Source organism: Streptococcus oralis (assembly GCF_001578945.1).
Lineage (GTDB): Bacteria > Bacillota > Bacilli > Lactobacillales > Streptococcaceae > Streptococcus > Streptococcus oralis_Q.
The window spans coordinates 290,009-309,097 of the sequence record NZ_KQ969550.1 but is presented as its reverse complement, the minus strand read 5'-3'; the positions used below and the strand labels follow the sequence as shown (position 1 = coordinate 309,097).

At 37.6% G+C, this 19,089-nt stretch carries 11 protein-coding genes; 10 read left to right on the top strand and 1 reads right to left on the bottom strand.

Features of this window, described 5'->3' with window-relative positions; all coding sequences use genetic code 11:
• The first annotated feature begins 9 nt into the window (after window positions 1-9).
• The 8 genes from SORDD16_RS01400 (at window position 10) to rfbB (ending at window position 9,352) form a co-directional block, all read left to right on the top strand.
• Entirely contained in the window at window positions 10-1,254 is a 1,245-nt protein-coding gene (locus SORDD16_RS01400; protein WP_061452070.1) for a hypothetical protein, read from the top strand.
• Between the two features lie 7 nt (window positions 1,255-1,261).
• Window positions 1,262-2,164: a glycosyltransferase family 2 protein gene (locus tag SORDD16_RS01395; RefSeq protein WP_061452069.1), complete on the top strand. Its 903-nt coding sequence runs from the start codon at window positions 1,262-1,264 to the stop codon at window positions 2,162-2,164.
• 98 nt (window positions 2,165-2,262) lie between these two features.
• Window positions 2,263-4,197 carry an HAD-IA family hydrolase gene (locus SORDD16_RS01390; protein WP_061452068.1) on the top strand — a complete coding sequence of 645 codons (1,935 nt, stop codon included), beginning with the start codon at window positions 2,263-2,265 and terminating at the stop codon, window positions 4,195-4,197.
• On the top strand, window positions 4,187-5,632 hold the full coding sequence (locus SORDD16_RS01385; protein WP_061452067.1) for a flippase: 1,446 nt from the start codon (window positions 4,187-4,189) through the stop codon (window positions 5,630-5,632). The genes SORDD16_RS01390 and SORDD16_RS01385 overlap by 11 nt, the downstream gene beginning before the upstream one ends.
• A gap of 60 nt (window positions 5,633-5,692) precedes the next feature.
• Window positions 5,693-6,781 carry a non-hydrolyzing UDP-N-acetylglucosamine 2-epimerase gene (wecB, locus tag SORDD16_RS01380; RefSeq protein ID WP_061452066.1) on the top strand — a complete coding sequence of 363 codons (1,089 nt, stop codon included), beginning with the start codon at window positions 5,693-5,695 and terminating at the stop codon, window positions 6,779-6,781.
• 38 nt (window positions 6,782-6,819) lie between these two features.
• Window positions 6,820-7,689: a glucose-1-phosphate thymidylyltransferase RfbA gene (rfbA, locus tag SORDD16_RS01375; protein WP_061452065.1), complete on the top strand. Its 870-nt coding sequence runs from the start codon at window positions 6,820-6,822 to the stop codon at window positions 7,687-7,689.
• Window positions 7,690-7,693: 4 nt separating this feature from the next.
• Window positions 7,694-8,287, top strand: coding sequence for a dTDP-4-dehydrorhamnose 3,5-epimerase family protein (locus SORDD16_RS01370; protein WP_061452064.1), 594 nt, complete (start codon window positions 7,694-7,696; stop codon window positions 8,285-8,287).
• An 18-nt stretch (window positions 8,288-8,305) separates the two neighbouring features.
• Window positions 8,306-9,352 (top strand): dTDP-glucose 4,6-dehydratase, encoded by a 1,047-nt coding sequence (rfbB, locus tag SORDD16_RS01365; protein WP_061452063.1) that lies wholly within the window; start codon window positions 8,306-8,308, stop codon window positions 9,350-9,352.
• 60 nt (window positions 9,353-9,412) lie between these two features.
• Here the strand turns inward: rfbB and rfbD are convergent, their stop codons facing one another.
• A complete protein-coding gene (gene rfbD, locus SORDD16_RS01360; protein ID WP_061452062.1) occupies window positions 9,413-10,267 on the bottom strand; it encodes a dTDP-4-dehydrorhamnose reductase in 855 nt (284 codons plus the stop codon).
• A 244-nt stretch (window positions 10,268-10,511) separates the two neighbouring features.
• Here rfbD and SORDD16_RS01355 point away from each other — a divergent pair, with 244 nt between their 5' ends.
• The gene (locus SORDD16_RS01355) at window positions 10,512-12,494 is read left to right on the top strand and encodes a peptide ABC transporter substrate-binding protein (protein WP_061452061.1); all 1,983 of its coding nucleotides are present in this window, start codon (window positions 10,512-10,514) and stop codon (window positions 12,492-12,494) included.
• 284 nt (window positions 12,495-12,778) lie between these two features.
• Window positions 12,779-19,069, top strand: a complete 6,291-nt coding sequence (locus tag SORDD16_RS01350) for a SpGH101 family endo-alpha-N-acetylgalactosaminidase (protein WP_081215100.1) — start codon at window positions 12,779-12,781, stop codon at window positions 19,067-19,069.
• Window positions 19,070-19,089: the final 20 nt, after the last annotated feature.

Genomic DNA, 19,089 nt, shown 5'->3' with positions numbered 1-19,089 from the left:
GAGAGATGAATGAAGAGACAGAAGTTTGAATTTATAGAGATTCTATACTATTTTACAGTGATGCTATCAGTGGGAATGTTTCTTATGTTTGCCCTTAACTTATATTGGCACAGAAACTTATTAACTATTTTATCTATTGCACTCTTATTTTTAATGATTCCTATACTGATTGTTAATGCTAAAAGAATTTCTAAATCTGCTTTTATCTATGGTACTTTTTTATTTATATGTATTATATATGAGATCTTAAGAGCTAAAACTCTTTATAATTACAGTGTGAGTAATATTTTTTTGGCATCTAGGCAATATATATGGATTTTTCTATTTTTTGTATTGATTTACCTTTTTAAAAACAAACAAGAAAACATGAGAAAAATTTTAGATAATACACTCAATATTTTTATGTTTTCTCTTGGGATTAGAGCATTCACTTGGTTTTTATATACATTATTTCAAGTTGAACTATTTCCATCTATTTTAAGAGAATTCGGAGATTTGTGGTATAGAAATGAATTTTCGGTACGAATAGATGGAACGCCATTAATTATAATAGGTTTGCTAATCTCCGCTTTTTTCTATTTTAAATTTGGAAATAGGAAATACTTTTATTATTTGTTCTTGATATTAATGTATATAACATTTGTAAATCAGACAAGAATGCTATTGGTTTCTGTTTTGATTTCAATTTTTCTCATGTTTGTATATTCTAGAAGAACTTCTAGATTGCTCACCTCTTTAAGTTTTATAACTGTAATTATAGTATTCGTTTATGGAGGTGGATTGGACTATATTAAAGTGTATTTAAATATAGATACTGGATCATTTGATATGGGGTTAGGATTTAGATACTGGGAGTTGAAATACTATCTTGGTTTATTAGCTAATGATGTATGGAAACTTGGGGTTGGAATTCTAACATCAAGTAATATAAATAGTAATTTTATTTTGGCTGGGCCAGGTGCTGTTAAGATGTACCTAGATGATTTAGGTTTTTTAGAGTTGTTTGTTCAATTTGGTGTGGCCGCAATTTTTATGTATGGTTATATATTTTATAAAATAATCAATTTAATTCTAAGAATGTCAAATGATAAATATAGAGTTGACCGAGCCTTTTTTATTGCACTCTTAACTAATTTAATAATTACTTCAATTTCTTTAAATATCTTTGGAGCGCAGAGAAGTTTCTCATTGGCAATTGTTCTTGCATTAATATTCTACTATGACTATAGGCTAAAAAATGACATAGAAAATTAGGTGTATAATGGATAAAGTATGTATAGTTATTCTCAATTATAATAATTATGAAGATACGATTGAATGTGTACAAAGTTTGAGAAGTACTATAAAATCAAATGAGTATGACATCGTGATTGTAGATAATAATTCGGTTAATGATAGTGTCAAAGAGTTATCCAGGGCGCTATCCCCTATTAAGATTATCACTAGTCTAGAAAATAGAGGATATGCGAATGGAAACAATATTGGAATAAAGTATGCTGAGGATAATGGATATGATTACATTTGTATATTAAACAACGATACACTAATTGAGGTTGATTTTTTGGAATCGTGTAAACGAGAACTAGAAGATAATTCCTCTGTTGCTTTTGTTAGTCCAGTGTTAGTTGAATATAAAAATAATAACTTGGTGCAATCTACAGGTGGTGATATTTTTATTAATAGAGGAATTGTAACTTTAAAAAATCATGGTGCTCAGAGAGACAAACTTCCTTCTAAAATCGAAAGTGACTATATTGGGGGAGCGTGTTTGATGTTCAAAACCTCTATCTTGAAAATTATTGGATATATACCTGAAAGCTATTTTCTATTTTATGAGGAAACTGAATGGTGTTATGGAGCTAAAAAATTAGGATATAAGAATATATGTCTTACTCAAAGTTATGTTTATCATAAAGGTTCGGTCTCTATAAAAGCGGTTAATGGACTTCAAGAATATTTAATGGCGAGAAATAGAGTTGTATTTGTTCGTAGAAATGTAAATAGTAAACTAAGGTATACTGTTTTCTTGATCTATTTATTCATGCAACAACTTTATCATTGTTTATCGAGAAGGGATTGTTCTAAAAGAAAGTATAAATATTATTTAGATGGTGTATTTAATAGAATTGATCCATCCTACCCATTTATTTTCATAAACGAATAAGTTACTGCTTATAACTGTAGATGCACTAAGATAATTAGATTAAATAAGCAAAGAGAGTGGTCATTATAGGATCATAATTTAAAATAGTTAGGTGAAACATGGAAGTGTTTGATATATCTCAAATAAAAACAAAAATAGTTGCATTTGATTTTTTTGATACTGTTGTACATAGGAATTGTCATCCTGAGCAAACTTTGTATCAGTGGGCCAAGGAAATGGCTTTGGAGCTGAATTTTGATGTATCTCCTGCAATATTATACAAGATCAGAAAAAGTGTCGAAAACAATAAAGAATTAGGCACTGAAGAAATGTGTTATCTAGATCTTTTGTCTGGAATATATAATGAAATTAAAGATAAGATAAAAAACACATCGAAAGAAGAGTTTATTCATAGAGCTAAAATCCTAGAGTTGAAAATTGAATTACAATATATTTACTTGGATTCGGAAATTAAAGAAGTTCTAAAAAAATTGAAAAGTGATTCAAAACAGATTATCTTAGTTTCTGATTTTTATACTGATAAAGAATTAATAGAAACTGTATTAAAAAAGTTTGAAATTTTTGATTATTTCTCTTCTATCTATATTTCGAGTGAGAAAGCTTGCCGTAAATCCACAGGAAATTTATATAAGTTAATTTTAAAAGAATTAGGCTTAAATCCTATAGAAATTACCATGATAGGAGATAATTATAAATCTGATTATGAAGTGCCGCGTTCTTTAGGATTAAATGCTATTTATAGACAATGCATAGATAAAAATACAACAGTGTCAGAGAAAGAGTTGGTAAGACTCTATGATCAAATTTTATTTTCTAACAGTAAAAAAGCACCGTTTAATATTTTTTTAGCTGACATCGTGTTCTTTATTTCGGAATTGCATAAAAAGATGATTCAAGATGATGTTCAAATAGCACTCTTTTGCTCAAGAGAAGGACAGTTATTGAAAAGACTTTTTGATACATATCAAGATACTTTTTTGGGGGAAAATCAGAAGATTTGTACAGAATATTTTTATGTTTCTAGACGATCGACATTATATTCTTCTTTTACTTCTTTAGAGAATGAAGAATTTGAGATGATTTTTCGTCAATATAAAAAAATTACATTACAAAATTTCTTATTAAATTTGAACTTTTCTAATAATGAAATCATATTGATTTGTCAAGATTTAAATGAGAAACCTACATATGTATTAACAGTAGACGATCATTTATTAGAGAAACTAAGAAAACACCCTCAGTTTATTAAGAAGTTCAATCAAGAGAAAAAAGATAGCCAATTACTACATGACTATATTAAGCGTTTAACTAAAAGCAGAAATGAGGTATATTTAGTTGATGTAGGTTGGAAAGGAACGATACAAGATAGTATCAAAAAGGCTCTTCCAGACAAGAGAATAGTAGGTTATTATCTGGGATTGATGCTTAATGTTTATTCGGTAGAAAATAAAACGGATAAAACTGGTTTGTTATTTTCTGATTATCCAAGTAAATCGGAATTTTATGATATTGTGAGTAGAAATTTTGAATTTTATGAAGATATTTTTGTAGCAGATCATGGTCCAGTTTTGAAATATAAAAAAGAGAGTGAAATTATTCCCATTCTTGACGATGGTAAGAAACATGTGAGTATTTATCAGGCAGTTAAAGATTATCAAGAAGAGTTAGTATTAGGATTTTCAGAAATTTTGAAAGCTTATAAGAAAACGAAGTTTCTCCCTTTTGAACAAAAAAATCTGTGGCTAAAGATGTCACTAAAAAAAGAATGTATTCATATACCTAAGTTACAGTCATTTTCTGAATCTTTAAAAGAAAAAGTTGTTGAAAATTTTGGTGAGATAGTAACTCTTAAAACTACGAAAAAATCTTTAAAAACGTTATTAAGAGAGAAAAGCGATCTACTTTGGGTTGATTTCGTTTATAGATTGTTTGGTGGTGTCAATTTCCTATTTATTCCAGAATTATATACAAGAGTTATATTTTTAGTGAAATATTTAGATTTGAAATTGAGGTTGAAAAATTATGAGGAATAAATCCATAAAGTTGAATGCATTATTGAATATTGTCCTGACGCTATCAAATATCATTTTCCCATTAATTACTTTTCCTTATATATCTAGAATATTGAATCCTACTGGTGTAGGTTTAACTTCATTTTTTAGTTCAATAGGGAATTATGGTATTTTACTTGCTTCTCTGGGAATTTCAACTTATGGTATTAAAGCAGTAGCAAGTGTTAGAGATGATAGAGATGAGTTGTCAAAGGTAGTGCAGGAGTTAATGATTATAAACATTGCTATGTCTATAATAACAACTGCAATACTATTATTTCTGACTATATTTATAACACAACTGAATAGAGAATTTTCACTCTTATTGATCACATGTGGGACAATTTTATCTTCTCCTTTCGCCTTAAATTGGTTGTATAGTGGAATGGAAGAATATACTTATATTACTACTCGGTCAGTAGTGTTTAAAATTCTATCATTAATATTAATTTTTCTACTTGTGAAAAGGCCAGAGGATTATATTGTTTTTGCTAGTATTTCGTTGTTTTCTTCTCTAAGTTCAAATATCTTAAATCTATGGCATAGCCGACATTTCATTAATATTAAATTATATAAAAATTTACAATTTAAACATCATTTTAAACCAATGTGGTATTTATTTGCATCATTACTTGCGGTAAATATTTATACTAATTTAGATACAGTTATGCTCGGATTTATTAATGGTAATGAAGCAGTGGGATACTATTCTGTGGCATCAAAGGTTAAGTGGATTTTACTTTCTCTTATTACATCTATTAGTGCAGTTTTGCTACCGAGGCTTTCATTTTATATTAGTAAAAATTACATCTCGAATTTCAGAAAAATATTAAAGGAGTCATCTGCGGTTATATTTTTTGTTGCGATTCCATTGATGGTATTCTTTATTGTAGAGGCGCAAGATAGTATCTTATTACTAGGAGGAAGTCAGTATCTTCCTGCGACTTTATCTATGCAAATACTTATGCCAATTTTACTTATTTCTGGTTTCTCGAATATTACAGGAAATCAAATATTGATTCCAATGAATAGAGAAAAATATTTTATGGTTGCAGTAACGATTGGCGCTGTGATTAATCTTATTTTGAATCTACTGTTAATGCCTAGGTTTGGAATTATTGGCGCTTCTGTCGCAACTTTTTTTGCGGAATTGTCTCAGATGATGGTACAGCTACATTTTTCAAAAGAATATTTAGTCTCAAATATATCGATAAAGAGTTTGGGTAATGTGATAATTGCAACAGTTGTTTCTACAATACCACTAATTGTTTTGAATCAGCTGATAACGATAACTACACCAGTTTATTCTCTAATGCTAGCAGGTTTTACTTTCTTTCCATTATATTTAGGAATTTTGATTTTATTAAAGGAGGAAGTGTCGATTCAATTATTTTCTCTTCTAGCAAAGAAGAAGTAAATTGGTCAGAAATTGAAGTGTATAAACAAATAAAGAATTTAATTATTGATCTAGGAGGAAATCATGAAGATAATGCTAGTTTTTGGTACACGTCCAGAAGCGATAAAAATGTGTCCATTAGTGAATGAGTTGAAAAAACAGGCAGATATGGAAACAGTTGTTTGTGTAACTGGTCAACACAAGGAGATGGTTAGCCCCGTTTTGGAACTGTTTGGAGTTCAACCAGACTATGATCTAGAAATTATGAAAGCTAATCAAACCTTGTTCTCTATAACAACAAGTATTTTAGAAAAAATTAAGCCTGTTTTAGAAGAAGAACAACCAGATATTGTTCTAGTTCACGGTGACACTACTACGACATATGCAGCAGCTTTGGCAGCATTTTATTTAGGAATTAAGGTTGGTCATGTTGAAGCTGGGTTACGAACATACAACCTGCAAAGTCCCTTCCCAGAAGAATTTAATAGACAATCGACTTCTATTATTGCAAATTATCATTTTGCCCCTACAGAATTAGCTAAAGAAAATCTAACAAAAGAGGGTAGGAACAATGTTTATGTGACTGGCAATACGGTGATTGATGCACTTACAACCACAGTACAAAAGGATTATACACACCCTGATTTAGATTTAAACGCTGATAATCGTCTCATTCTATTGACTGCTCATAGACGTGAAAATCTCGGAGAACCTATGAGGCATATGTTTAGAGCTGTTAAACGAGTTTTAAATGAATATGACGATGTTAAGGTAATTTATCCAATTCATAAGAATCCTTTGGTGCGTGAAACAGCCGCGGAAATTTTTGGAGACACAGAACGGATTCAGATTATTGAACCTTTAGATGTCCTTGACTTTCATAACTTTATGAATCATAGTTACATGATTTTAACTGATTCGGGAGGAGTTCAAGAAGAAGCGCCTTCTTTAGGTAAGCCCGTATTGGTCATGCGTGATACTACAGAAAGACCTGAAGGAGTGACTGCTGGAACGTTGAAATTAGTAGGAACTGATGAAGAGACAATTTATCAAAATTTTAAGATGCTTTTGGATAATCCTAAAGAGTATAAAAAAATGAGTCAAGCAAGTAACCCTTATGGAAATGGTGATGCTAGTAAACAGATTGTTCGAATTTTACGTGGAATTTGAGTGTGTCCAGATAAAGTAATATAGAAAGGTACCCTATTATGAAAGGTATTATTCTTGCGGGTGGTTCAGGTACCCGATTGTACCCACTTACTCGAGCTGCGTCAAAACAGCTGATGCCGGTTTATGATAAACCCATGATTTACTATCCTTTGTCAACCTTGATGTTGGCTGGGATTAAGGACATTTTGATTATCTCAACACCACAAGATTTATCCCGTTTTAAGGACTTGCTCTTGGATGGCTCCGAATTTGGGATTAAGCTTTCCTATGCGGAACAGCCAAGTCCCGACGGACTTGCTCAGGCTTTTATTATTGGTGAAGAATTTATCGGTGACGATAGCGTTGCCTTGATTTTAGGTGACAATATCTACCATGGTCCTGGTCTGAGCACAATGCTTCAAAAAGCAGCCAAGAAAGAGAAAGGTGCAACTGTTTTCGGCTACCATGTCAAGGATCCAGAACGCTTTGGTGTTGTAGAATTTGATGAAAATATGAATGCTATCTCCATCGAAGAAAAACCGGAACAGCCGCGCTCTAACTATGCAGTGACAGGACTGTATTTCTATGATAACGATGTTGTAGAAATTGCCAAGAACATCAAGCCAAGTCCTCGTGGAGAATTGGAAATTACAGATGTTAACAAGGCTTACTTGGATCGTGGTGATTTGTCTGTTGAGCTTATGGGACGTGGTTTTGCTTGGTTGGATACAGGTACCCATGAAAGTCTCTTAGAAGCCGCTCAATATATCGAAACAGTTCAGCGGATGCAGAACGTTCAGGTTGCCAACCTGGAAGAAATTGCTTATCGAATGGGTTATATCAGCCGTGAAGATGTACTGGAGTTGGCGCAACCTCTTAAGAAAAATGAATACGGACAGTACTTGCTCCGTTTGATTGGAGAAGCATAAGAAGATGACAGAACAATTTTTTGATAAGGAATTAGCAGCGCGTGAGGTTCCCGGAATTCCTGGAATGTTAGAATTTGATATTCCCGTGCGTGGGGACAACCGAGGCTGGTTCAAGGAGAATTTTCAAAAGGAAAAAATGCTGCCGCTGGGCTTTCCTGAAAGCTTTTTTGCGGAAGGCAAGCTGCAGAACAATGTCAGCTTTTCTCGTAAAAATGTCCTTCGTGGTCTTCATGCTGAGCCTTGGGACAAGTACATCTCTGTTGCAGATGACGGCAAGGTGCTGGGATCTTGGGTAGACCTGCGTGAGGGCGAGACCTTTGGCAACACCTACCAGACAGTAATCGATGCCAGCAAGGGGATTTTTGTGCCACGTGGCGTAGCCAACGGCTTCCAAGTCCTTTCTGATACTGTTTCTTATAGTTATTTGGTGAATGATTATTGGGCACTTGAATTGAAACCGAAATATGCCTTTGTCAACTATGCAGATCCAGAGTTGGGCATTCAGTGGGAAAACCTAGAAGAAGCAGAAGTCTCAGAAGCCGACAAAAGTCATCCTCTGCTCAAGGATGTAAAGCCTCTAAGAAAAGAAGATTTGTAAAAAAGTTAAGGAATAAAAATGACTGAATACAAAAATATCATTGTGACAGGTGGGGCTGGTTTTATCGGTTCTAACTTTGTCCACTATGTTTACAATAACTTTCCAGATGTCCATGTGACAGTGCTGGATAAGCTGACTTACGCAGGTAATCGTGCCAATATTGAAGAAATTTTAGGTGACCGTGTTGAGTTGGTTGTTGGAGATATTGCTGATGCAGCCTTGGTAGATAAACTAGCAGCTGAAGCTGATGCTATCGTTCACTATGCGGCAGAAAGCCACAATGACAACTCACTCAATGATCCGAGCCCCTTTATCCACACCAACTTTATCGGAACTTATACACTTTTGGAAGCAGCTCGTAAATACGATATTCGTTTCCACCATGTGTCGACTGACGAAGTCTATGGGGATCTCCCTCTGCGTGAAGATTTGCCAGGTCATGGAGAAGGTCCAGGTGAGAAATTTATGGCTGAAACCAAGTACAATCCAAGCTCGCCTTACTCATCAACCAAGGCAGCTTCAGATTTGATTGTCAAAGCTTGGGTGCGCTCATTTGGTGTCAAAGCGACTATTTCGAACTGTTCAAACAACTATGGTCCTTACCAGCACATCGAAAAGTTCATTCCGCGCCAGATTACCAATATCCTGAGCGGTATCAAGCCAAAACTCTACGGTGAAGGCAAAAACGTCCGTGACTGGATTCATACCAATGACCATTCATCAGGCGTTTGGACGATTCTGACCAAGGGACAAATCGGCGAAACTTACTTGATTGGTGCGGATGGCGAGAAGAACAATAAGGAAGTCCTGGAACTCATCCTCAAGGAGATGGGGCAACCAGTTGATGCTTATGACCATGTGACGGACCGAGCTGGTCACGACCTTCGCTATGCTATCGACGCTAGCAAGCTTCGTGATGAACTAGGATGGAAGCCAGAGTTTACCAACTTTGAAGCAGGTCTCAAAGAGACTATCAAATGGTACACAGACAACCAAGACTGGTGGAAATCTGAAAAAGAAGCCGTCGAGGCTAACTATGCCAAGACGCAACAAGTAATTAACTAATCAGATACTAAAAAGCAAGAGACTTTGAGTTCTCTTGCTTTTTATGTATGTCGTAATCTTTTATTTTCTTATTTCTTGTTTATAAAACTCTTTAAGGGCATCTTGCCAGGTTGGAATGACGAAACCTGTCGCCTTCGCTTTGGCCAAACTCATGGTTGAGTTGAGGGGACGTTTAGCCTTGGCAGGAAACTTGCTGGAGTCTACTGGCATCACCTTAACATCACTGTCTTTAAGAATCTCGACAGCAAAGTCATACCAAGTGGTATCTTCAGTTGAGTCATTTGATAAGTGGTAGTAGCCATACTCTTTTTGATTATCAGTCAAGTAGGTCATGAATTCGGCCAAGGTACGTGTCCAGGTTGGGCGACCATGTTGGTCGTTGACAACTGTGAGTGTTTTATGGTTTTTGGCAAGATTTTGCATGGTAAAGACAAAGTTCTTACCATAATTTCCAAAGACCCAAGCAGTGCGGATAATGTAATGCTGTGACGTAAGGTTTTCAACAAGCTCTTCACCCATTCGCTTGGTACGTCCGTACTCTGTCTGCGGATCAGGTAGGTCATCAACCTCCCACTCTTGTCCGACGGGTTTCTTTCCATCAAAGACATAGTCTGTCGAGATATAGATCAGAGTAGCCCCGTATTTCTCAGAGGCCTTAGCAACATTTTCAGTTCCAGTTACGTTTATGGCAAAATCTAGCTCTTTCCCCTCATCTTCAGCTGCATCAACAGCAGTATAGGCTGCGCAATGATAGACTAAAGTTGGCTTAACCTCAGCAAATACTTTTTCAACCATTTCAGCATTAGTGATATCCATTTCGGCCACATCCACTGCAACATAGTCCACATTTCGTTCATCTAGTAAATAACGTAGTTCGGTACCGAGCTGACCATTTGCACCTGTAATTAAGATCATTGTCTCCTCCTTATATTTTCTTCTATCTAATCATAGCAAAAAAATGATAAAAAATCTGATTTTTACCTTTGGTTTGACCGTTTGTATTTTGGAAATCGTAAGTTATACAAATTGGAATTCAAGAGTATGGATAACTAGTAAAATTTTTCAGAATATACTAAACTAACACAAAAATTCTGAAAATTCTGTTGACATCTTTTTGAAAAGAGTCTATAATGGAGAGAAAGTTTTAAAGGAGAAAATGATGAAAAGTTCAAAACTATTTGCCCTTGCGGGCGTGACATTATTGGCAGCGACTACTTTAGCTGCATGCTCTGGATCAGGTTCGAGCACTAAAGGTGAGAAGACATTCTCATACATTTATGAGACGGATCCTGATAACCTAAACTATTTGACAACTAATAAAGCAGCTACAGCAAATATCACCAGTAACGTTGTTGATGGCTTGCTAGAAAATGACCGCTACGGTAACTTTGTGCCGTCTATGGCTGAGGATTGGTCTGTATCCAAGGATGGATTGACCTACACTTATACCATCCGTAAGGATGCAAAATGGTATACTTCTGAAGGTGAAGAATACGCAACGGTTAAAGCGCAAGACTTTGTAACTGGTCTTAAGTATGCCGCTGATAAAAAATCAGATGGTCTTTACCTTGTCCAAGGATCAATCAAAGGATTGGATGCATATGTAAAAGGGGAAACCAAAGATTTCTCACAAGTAGGAATTAAGGCTATTGATGACCAAACAGTTCAGTATACATTGAACAAACCAGAGAGCTTCTGGAACTCTAAGACAACGATGGGTGTAATGGCTCCAGTTAACGAAGAGTTTTTGAACTCTAAAGGGGATGATTTCGCCAAAGGGACAGATCCGAGTAGCATCCTTTACAATGGACCATTCTTGCTCAAGTCGATCGTCGCCAAATCTTCTGTTGAATTTGAAAAAAATCCAAACTACTGGGATAAGGACAATGTTCACATTGACAAAGTGAAATTGTCATTCTGGGATGGTCAGGATACCAATAAACCAACTGAAGCCTTTAAAGATGGTAGCTTCACAATGGCGCGCCTCTTCCCAACAAGTGCTGGCTATCCAGAAACTGAAAAAAACTTTAAAGACAACATCGTGTATACACAACAAGACTCAGCAACTTTTTTAGTTGGTATCAATATTGACCGTCAGTCCTATCAATATACTTCTAAGACAGCTGATGAACAAAAAACATCAACTAAGAAAGCTCTTTTAAACAAAGACTTCCGTCAAGCTCTTGCTTTTGGTTTTGATAGAACTGCCTATGCTTCTCAAGTAAACGGTGCAAGCGGTGCAACTAAACTTCTTCGTAACTTGTTTGTCCCACCAGCATTTGTGCAAGCAGATGGGAAAAATTTTGGTGAGTTGGTCAAAGAAAAGTTGGTGACCTATGGTGATGAGTGGAGCAACGTGAACTTGGATGATGCTCAAGATGGTCTCTACAATCCAGAAAAAGCCAAAGCAGAATTCGCCAAGGCTAAGACAGCTCTTCAAGCAGAAGGGGTGCAATTCCCTATTCACTTGGATATGCCTGTAGACCAAACAAACACAACAAAAGTTCAACGTGTTCAATCCTTGAAACAGTCACTCGAAGCTACTTTAGGAACAGACAATATCGTTGTCGATATTCAACAACTTCAAAAAGACGATGTTCTAAATATTACCTACTTTGCCGAAACTGCTGCTGGTGAAGACTGGGATATCTCAGATAACGTTGGTTGGTCTCCAGACTTTGCGGATCCATCTACCTATCTTGATATCATCAAGCCATCTGTAGGAGAAAACACGAAGACCTACCTAGGATTTGATTCTGGGACCAATAACGCAGCAGCTAAGCAAGTTGGTTTAGAAGATTACGAGAAAATGGTTGTTGAAGCAGGAGAAGAAGTTTCTAACGTTTCAAAACGTTATGAGAAATATGCTGCTGCCCAAGCTTGGCTGACAGACAGCGCCTTGCTCATCCCAACAACTTCTCAAACAGGACGTCCAATGTTATCTAAGATGGTGCCATTTACTCTTCCGTTTGCATACTCAGGTAACAAGGGTATGAGCGAAGCCCTCTTGTATAAATATTTAGATGTGCAAGACAAGGCAGTAACAACAGAAGAATACCAAAAAGCTCAAGAAAAATGGACGAAAGAAAAAGAAGAGTCAAATAAAAAGGCTCAAGAAGATCTCGCAAACCATGTGAAATAACTGTTGCAGAATATAAGAAAGGATTTAGTATTTCTCTTGAATGCTGAATCCTTTTTTTACATTTGTAAAGAAAGATTCTAAATTTGGAGCCTCTTTTTGTCAGAATAGAGAAAATTTTTGTTAATTTTACTTGTTTTCTATTGCTTTCTTAGTTATTATTTGTTATATTAAAAGTATAATTATTTTTTATTTATTAGGGTTAAGCATTGCACTTTCAGAGGAAGGAGTATTTTTTAAAAAGGAAATGTAAACGCTTACTAGAAAATGAAAGGATTTAGGAGTTTATGAATAAAAGATCATTTGAAAAACGTTGTAAATATAGTATTCGGAAATTTTCATTAGGTGTTGCTTCTGTTATGATTGGAGCTGCATTCTTTGGGACAAGTACAGTTCTTGCAGATAGCGTGCAGTCTGGCTCCACGGCGAACTTACCAGCGGATTTAGCTACTGCTCTTGCAACAGCAAAAGAGAATGATGGACGTGATTTTGAAGCGCCTAAGGCGGGAGAAGACCAAGGGTCTCCAGAAGTTACGGATGGACTTAAGACAGGAGAAGAACTATTAGCACTTGAAAAAGAAAAATCAGCTAGTTCAGATAAATTTCCAGAAGGCTTAGAGGGCAAATTAGACAAGGCTGAAGGTAAAGGGAAAGAAGTTGACAAGGATCAATTAGCTAAAGATACTGAGAATCTCGTTCCAGAAGATGTAGCTAAAACCAAGAATGGTGAATTAAACTACGGAGCAACTGTCAAAATCAAGACACCATCAGGTGAAGGTAGTGGGATTGTCATTGGCGAAAATCTGGTTTTAACTGTTTCACATAACTTTATAAGAGACGTTCCAGATGGCAATAATCGTAAGGTCGTTGACAATGATAATGGTGATGGGGATATCTATAGCATTTCCTATCCAGGACTACCAGATGTTAAATTTAGTAAAAAAGATATTATTCACTGGGATCGTGAAGGTTTCCTGAAGGGATACAAGAATGATTTGGCTCTTGTTCGATTGCGAACTGTTCTGGAAAATGCTCCAGCAGAAGTGACTGAAAAACCTGCAGTGAAAAAGGTTGGAGATAAATTGCATGTCTTTGGCTACCCAACTGGAAAATTATCACCAGTCCTCAATACAATTGTTGAATTAGTCGAATCCTACGGTGAGGGCGTAAAAGGGATAGGTTATCAAGGTAGTCATCCAGGTGCTAGTGGTGGCGGTATCTTTGATACAGAAGGCAAACTAGTCGGTGTTCATCAAAATGGAGTTGTTGGTCAACGTAGCGGTGGCATTCTCTTCTCACCTGCCCAATTGAAATGGATCCAAGCTCACATGAAGGAAATTTCAAGTGTCAAACCAGCAGACTTGGAAGAGAAAGAAAAACCAGTCGAAGACAAACCAAAAGAGGATAAACTTGCAGCTGCTAAATCTGAAAAACCTGAGAAAGTGATAGCTGAATGGCAAACGGTAGCGAAAAAAGAGCAACAGGGCACAGTCACTGTTCGTGAAGAAAAGGGTGTTCGCTACAACCAACTATCCTCAACTGCTCAAAATGATAACGCAGGCAAACCAGCCCTGTTTGAAAAGAAGGGCTTGACCGTTGATGCCAATGGAAATGCGACTGTCGATTTAACCTTCAAAGAAGATTCTGAAAAGGGCAAATCACGCTTTGGTGTCTTCCTGAAATTTAAAGATACCAATAATAATGTTTTTGTCGGTTATGACAAGGATGGCTGGTTCTGGGAGTATAAATCTCCAACAACTAGCACTTGGTATAGAGGTAGTCGTGTCGCTGCACCTGAAACAGGATCAACCAACCGCCTATCAATTACCCTCAAGTCAGATGGGCAACTCAATGCAACGAATAATGATGTGAAGCTCTTTGATACAGTAACTCTACCAGCTGCGGTCAATGATCATCTTAAAAATGAGAAGAAGATTCTTCTCAAGGCAGGCTCCTATGGCGATGAGCGAACAGTTGTTAGCGTTAAAACGGATAACCAAGAGGAGGTAAAAACAGAGGATACTCCTGCTGAAAAAGAAACAGGTCCTGAAGTTGATGATAGCAAGGTGATTTATGACACGATCCAGTCTAAGGTCCTCAAAGCAGTGATTGACCAAGCCTTCCCACGTATTAAAGAATACAGTTTGAACGGGCATACCTTGCCAGGACAAGTTCAACAATTCAATAAAGTATTTATCAACAAACACGAAATCACACCTGAAGTTACTTACAAAAAAATCAATGAGACAACAGCAGAGTACGTGATGAAGCTTCGCGATGATGCTAATCTTATCAATGCGGAAATGACAGTACGCTTGCAAGTTGTGGACAATCAATTGCACTTTGATGTGACCAAGATTGTCAACCACAATCAAGTCACTCCAGGTCAAAAGATTGATGATGAAAGAAAACTGCTTTCTTCTATTAGTTTCCTTGGCAATGCTTTGGTCTCTGTTTCGAGTGATCAAGCTGGTGCCAAGTTTGACGGGGCAACCATGTCAAACAATACCCATGTTAGCGGAGATGATCATATCGATGTAACCAATCCAATGAAAGACTTGGTTAAGGGTTACATGTATGGATTTGTTTCTACAGATAAGCTTGCTGCAGGTGTTTGGAGTAATTCTCAAAACAGCTACGGCGGTGGCTCTAATGACTGGACTCGTTTGACAGCCTATAAAGGAACAGTTGGAAATGCCAACTATGTCGGAATTCATAGCTCTGAATGGCAATGGGAAAAAGCTTATAAGGGCATTGTCTTCCCAGAATACACCAAGGAACTTCCAAGTGCCAAGGTTGTTATCACCGAAGACGCCAATGCGGATAATAAAGTGGACTGGCAAGATGGTGCCATTGCTTATCGTAGCATTATGAACAACCCTCAAGGTTGGGAAAAAGTTAAGGATATCACTGCTTATCGTATCGCGATGAACTTTGGTTCTCAAGCACAAAACCCATTCCTTATGACCTTGGATGGTATCAAGAAAATCAATCTCCACACAGATGGTCTTGGGCAGGGTGTTCTCCTTAAAGGATATGGTAGTGAAGGTCACGACTCTGGTCACTTGAACTATGCTGATATTGGTAAACGTATTGGTGGTGTCGAAGACTTCAAGACCTTGATCGAAAAAGCGAAGAAATATGGAGCTCATCTAGGTATCCACGTTAACGCTTCTGAAACCTATCCTGAGTCGAAATACTTTAACGAAAATATTCTTCGTAAGAATCCAGATGGAAGCTACAGCTATGGTTGGAACTGGTTAGACCAAGGTATCAACATTGATGCGGCTTATGACCTAGCACATGGACGCTTGGCTCGCTGGGAAGACTTGAAGAAAAAACTTGGTGATGGTCTTGACTTTATCTATGTGGACGTTTGGGGCAATGGCCAATCGGGTGATAACGGTGCCTGGGCTACCCACGTTCTTGCAAAAGAAATCAACAAACAAGGCTGGCGCTTTGCGATCGAGTGGGGCCATGGTGGTGAATACGACTCTACCTTCCAACACTGGGCAGCTGACTTGACCTATGGTGGCTACACTAATAAAGGTATCAACAGCGCCATCACACGCTTTATCCGCAACCACCAAAAAGATTCTTGGGTTGGGGATTACAGAAGTTACGGTGGTGCAGCCAACTACCCACTTCTAGGTGGCTACAGCATGAAAGACTTTGAAGGTTGGCAAGGAAGAAGCGACTACAATGGCTATGTAACCAACTTATTTGCTCATGATGTCATGACTAAGTACTTCCAACACTTCACTGTAAGTAAATGGGAAAATGGTACACCAGTTACCATGTCTGATAATGGTAGCACCTATAAATGGACTCCAGAAATGAAGGTTGAGCTAGTCGATGCTGCAGGTAACAAAGTGGTTGTGACTCGTAAGTCAAATGATGTCAATAGCCCACAATACCGTGAACGTACAGTAACGCTCAACGGACGTGTCATCCAAGATGGTTCAGCTTACTTGACTCCTTGGAACTGGGATGCAAATGGTAAGAAACTTCCTACTGATAAGGAAAAAATGTACTACTTCAATACGCAGGCCGGTGCAACAACTTGGACACTTCCGAGCGATTGGGCAAATAGCAAGGTTTACCTTTACAAGCTAACTGACCAAGGTAAGACAGAAGAGCAAGAACTAACTGTAAAAGATGGCAAGATTACCCTAGACCTTCTAGCAAATCAACCATATGTTCTCTACCGTTCAAAACAAACCAATCCTGAAATGTCATGGAGCGAAGGCATGCACATCTATGACCAAGGATTTAACAGTGGAACCTTGAAACACTGGACCATTTCTGGTGATGCTTCTAAGGCAGAAATTGTCAAATCACAAGGCGCAAATGAAATGCTTCGTATCCAAGGCAATAAGAGCAAGGTCAGCCTTACTCAGAAACTGACTGGCTTGAAACCAAATACCAAGTATGCGGTTTATGTGGGTGTCGATAACCGTAGTAATGCTAAGGCAAGTATCACAGTGAATACTGGCGAGAAAGAAGTGACTACTTATACCAATAAGTCACTCGCTCTCAACTATATCAAAGCATATGCTCATAACAATCGTCGAGAAAATGCTACAGTTGATGATACAAGTTACTTCCAAAATATGTACGCCTTCTTTACAACTGGATCGGACGTATCAAATGTTACTCTGACATTGAGTCGTGAAGCTGGTGATGAAGCAACATACTTTGATGAAATTCGTACCTTTGAAAACAATTCAAGCATGTACGGAGACAAGCATGATACAGGTAAAGGAACATTTAAACAAGACTTTGAAAATGTAGCTCAAGGTATCTTCCCATTTGTAGTAGGTGGTGTCGAAGGTGTCGAAGACAACCGCACTCACTTGTCTGAAAAACACGATCCATATACACAGCGTGGTTGGAACGGTAAGAAAGTCGATGATGTTATCGAAGGAAATTGGTCATTGAAGACAAATGGACTAGTGAGCCGTCGTAACTTGGTTTACCAAACTATTCCGCAAAACTTCCGCTTTGAAGCAGGTAAGACTTACCGTGTAACCTTTGAATACGAAGCAGGCTCTGACAATACCTATGCCTTTGTAATCGGCAAGGGAGAATTCCAGTCAGGTCGTCGTGGTACTCAAGCCAGCAACTTGGAAATGCATGAATTGCCAAATACTTGGACGGATTCTAAGAAAGCCAAGAAGGCAACCTTCCTCGTGACAGGTGCAGAAACAGGCGATACTTGGGTAGGTATCTACTCAACTGGAAACGCAAGCAATACTCGTGGAGATGCTGGTGGAAATGCCAACTTCCGTGGTTACAATGACTTCATGATGGACAATCTTCATATCGAGGAAATTACCCTAACAGGTAAGATGTTGACAGAAAATGCTCTGAAGAACTACTTGCCAACAGTTGCCATGACTAACTATACGAAAGAGTCTATGGATGCTTTGAAAGAGGCGGTCTTTAACCTCAGTCAGGCAGATGATGATATTAGCGTGGAAGAAGCGCGTGCGGAGATTGCCAAGATTGAAGCCTTGAAGAATGCTTTGGTTCAGAAGAAGACAGCCTTGGTAGCAGAAGACTTTGAAAGTTTGGATGCGCCAGCTCAACCAGGTGAAGGCCTAGAGAATGCCTTTGATGGTAATGTGTCTAGTCTATGGCATACATCTTGGAATGGAGGAGATGTAGGCAAGCCTGCAACCATGGTCTTGAAAGAACCAACTGAAATCACAGGACTTCGTTATGTTCCACGTGGATCAGGTTCAAATGGTAACTTGCGTGATGTAAAACTTGTTGTCACAGATGAGTCTGGTAAAGAACATACCTTCACCGTGACAGATTGGCCAGATAACAACAGGCCAAAAGACATTGATTTTGGTAAGACAATCAAGGCTAAGAAAATTGTCCTTACGGGTACCAAGACTTACGGAGATGGTGGCGATAAATACCAATCTGCGGCGGAACTCATCTTTACCCGTCCACAGGTAGCAGAAACACCGCTTGACATGTCTGGTTATGAAGCAGCTTTAGCTAAGGCGCAGAAATTAACAGACAAAGATAATCAAGAGGAAGTGACTGGAGTTCAGGCAAGCATGAAATATGCGACAGATAACCATCTCTTGACGGAAAGAATGGTTGCCTACTTTGCAGACTATCTCAACCAATTAAAAGATTCTGCTACGAAACCAGACGCTCCAACAAGTAGCAAGGGTGAAGAACAACCACCAGTTCTTGATGTCCCTGAGTTCAAGGGAGGAGTCAATGCAGCAGAAGCAGCTGTACATGAAGTCCCTGAGTTCAAGGGAGGAGCCAATGGAGTTGAGCCAGCTGTGCATGAAAAACCAGAGTACACAGGCCCACTAGGTACAGCAGGTGATGAACCAGCACCAACTGTTGAGAAACCAGAGTATAAGTTGACACCAGCTCCACTAGCTGATACAAATACATCAGAAATCAAAGATACTCTGAAAAATGAAGAAAGCAAAAAGACACTCCCAGAAACAGGAGAAGACCAGTCTGATACAGCCCTCTTTCTAGCAGGAATCAGCCTAGCATTGTCAGCCGCCCTCTTTGCTATTAACAGTAAAAAAGAATAGATATTTATTTATTCCACAAC

What these genes read in the sequence shown, in the direction of transcription:
- rfbD (WP_061452062.1), bottom strand. Translation starts at nt 10,267, where the DNA reads ATGATCTTAATTACAGGTGCAAATGGTCAGCTCGGTACCGAACTACGT.
- SORDD16_RS01385 (WP_061452067.1), top strand. Translation starts at nt 4,187, where the DNA reads ATGAGGAATAAATCCATAAAGTTGAATGCATTATTGAATATTGTCCTG.
- SORDD16_RS01400 (WP_061452070.1), top strand. Translation starts at nt 10, where the DNA reads ATGAAGAGACAGAAGTTTGAATTTATAGAGATTCTATACTATTTTACA.
- SORDD16_RS01355 (WP_061452061.1), top strand. Translation starts at nt 10,512, where the DNA reads ATGAAAAGTTCAAAACTATTTGCCCTTGCGGGCGTGACATTATTGGCA.
- rfbA (WP_061452065.1), top strand. Translation starts at nt 6,820, where the DNA reads ATGAAAGGTATTATTCTTGCGGGTGGTTCAGGTACCCGATTGTACCCA.
- SORDD16_RS01395 (WP_061452069.1), top strand. Translation starts at nt 1,262, where the DNA reads ATGGATAAAGTATGTATAGTTATTCTCAATTATAATAATTATGAAGAT.
- rfbB (WP_061452063.1), top strand. Translation starts at nt 8,306, where the DNA reads ATGACTGAATACAAAAATATCATTGTGACAGGTGGGGCTGGTTTTATC.
- SORDD16_RS01390 (WP_061452068.1), top strand. Translation starts at nt 2,263, where the DNA reads ATGGAAGTGTTTGATATATCTCAAATAAAAACAAAAATAGTTGCATTT.
- SORDD16_RS01370 (WP_061452064.1), top strand. Translation starts at nt 7,694, where the DNA reads ATGACAGAACAATTTTTTGATAAGGAATTAGCAGCGCGTGAGGTTCCC.
- SORDD16_RS01350 (WP_081215100.1), top strand. Translation starts at nt 12,779, where the DNA reads ATGAATAAAAGATCATTTGAAAAACGTTGTAAATATAGTATTCGGAAA.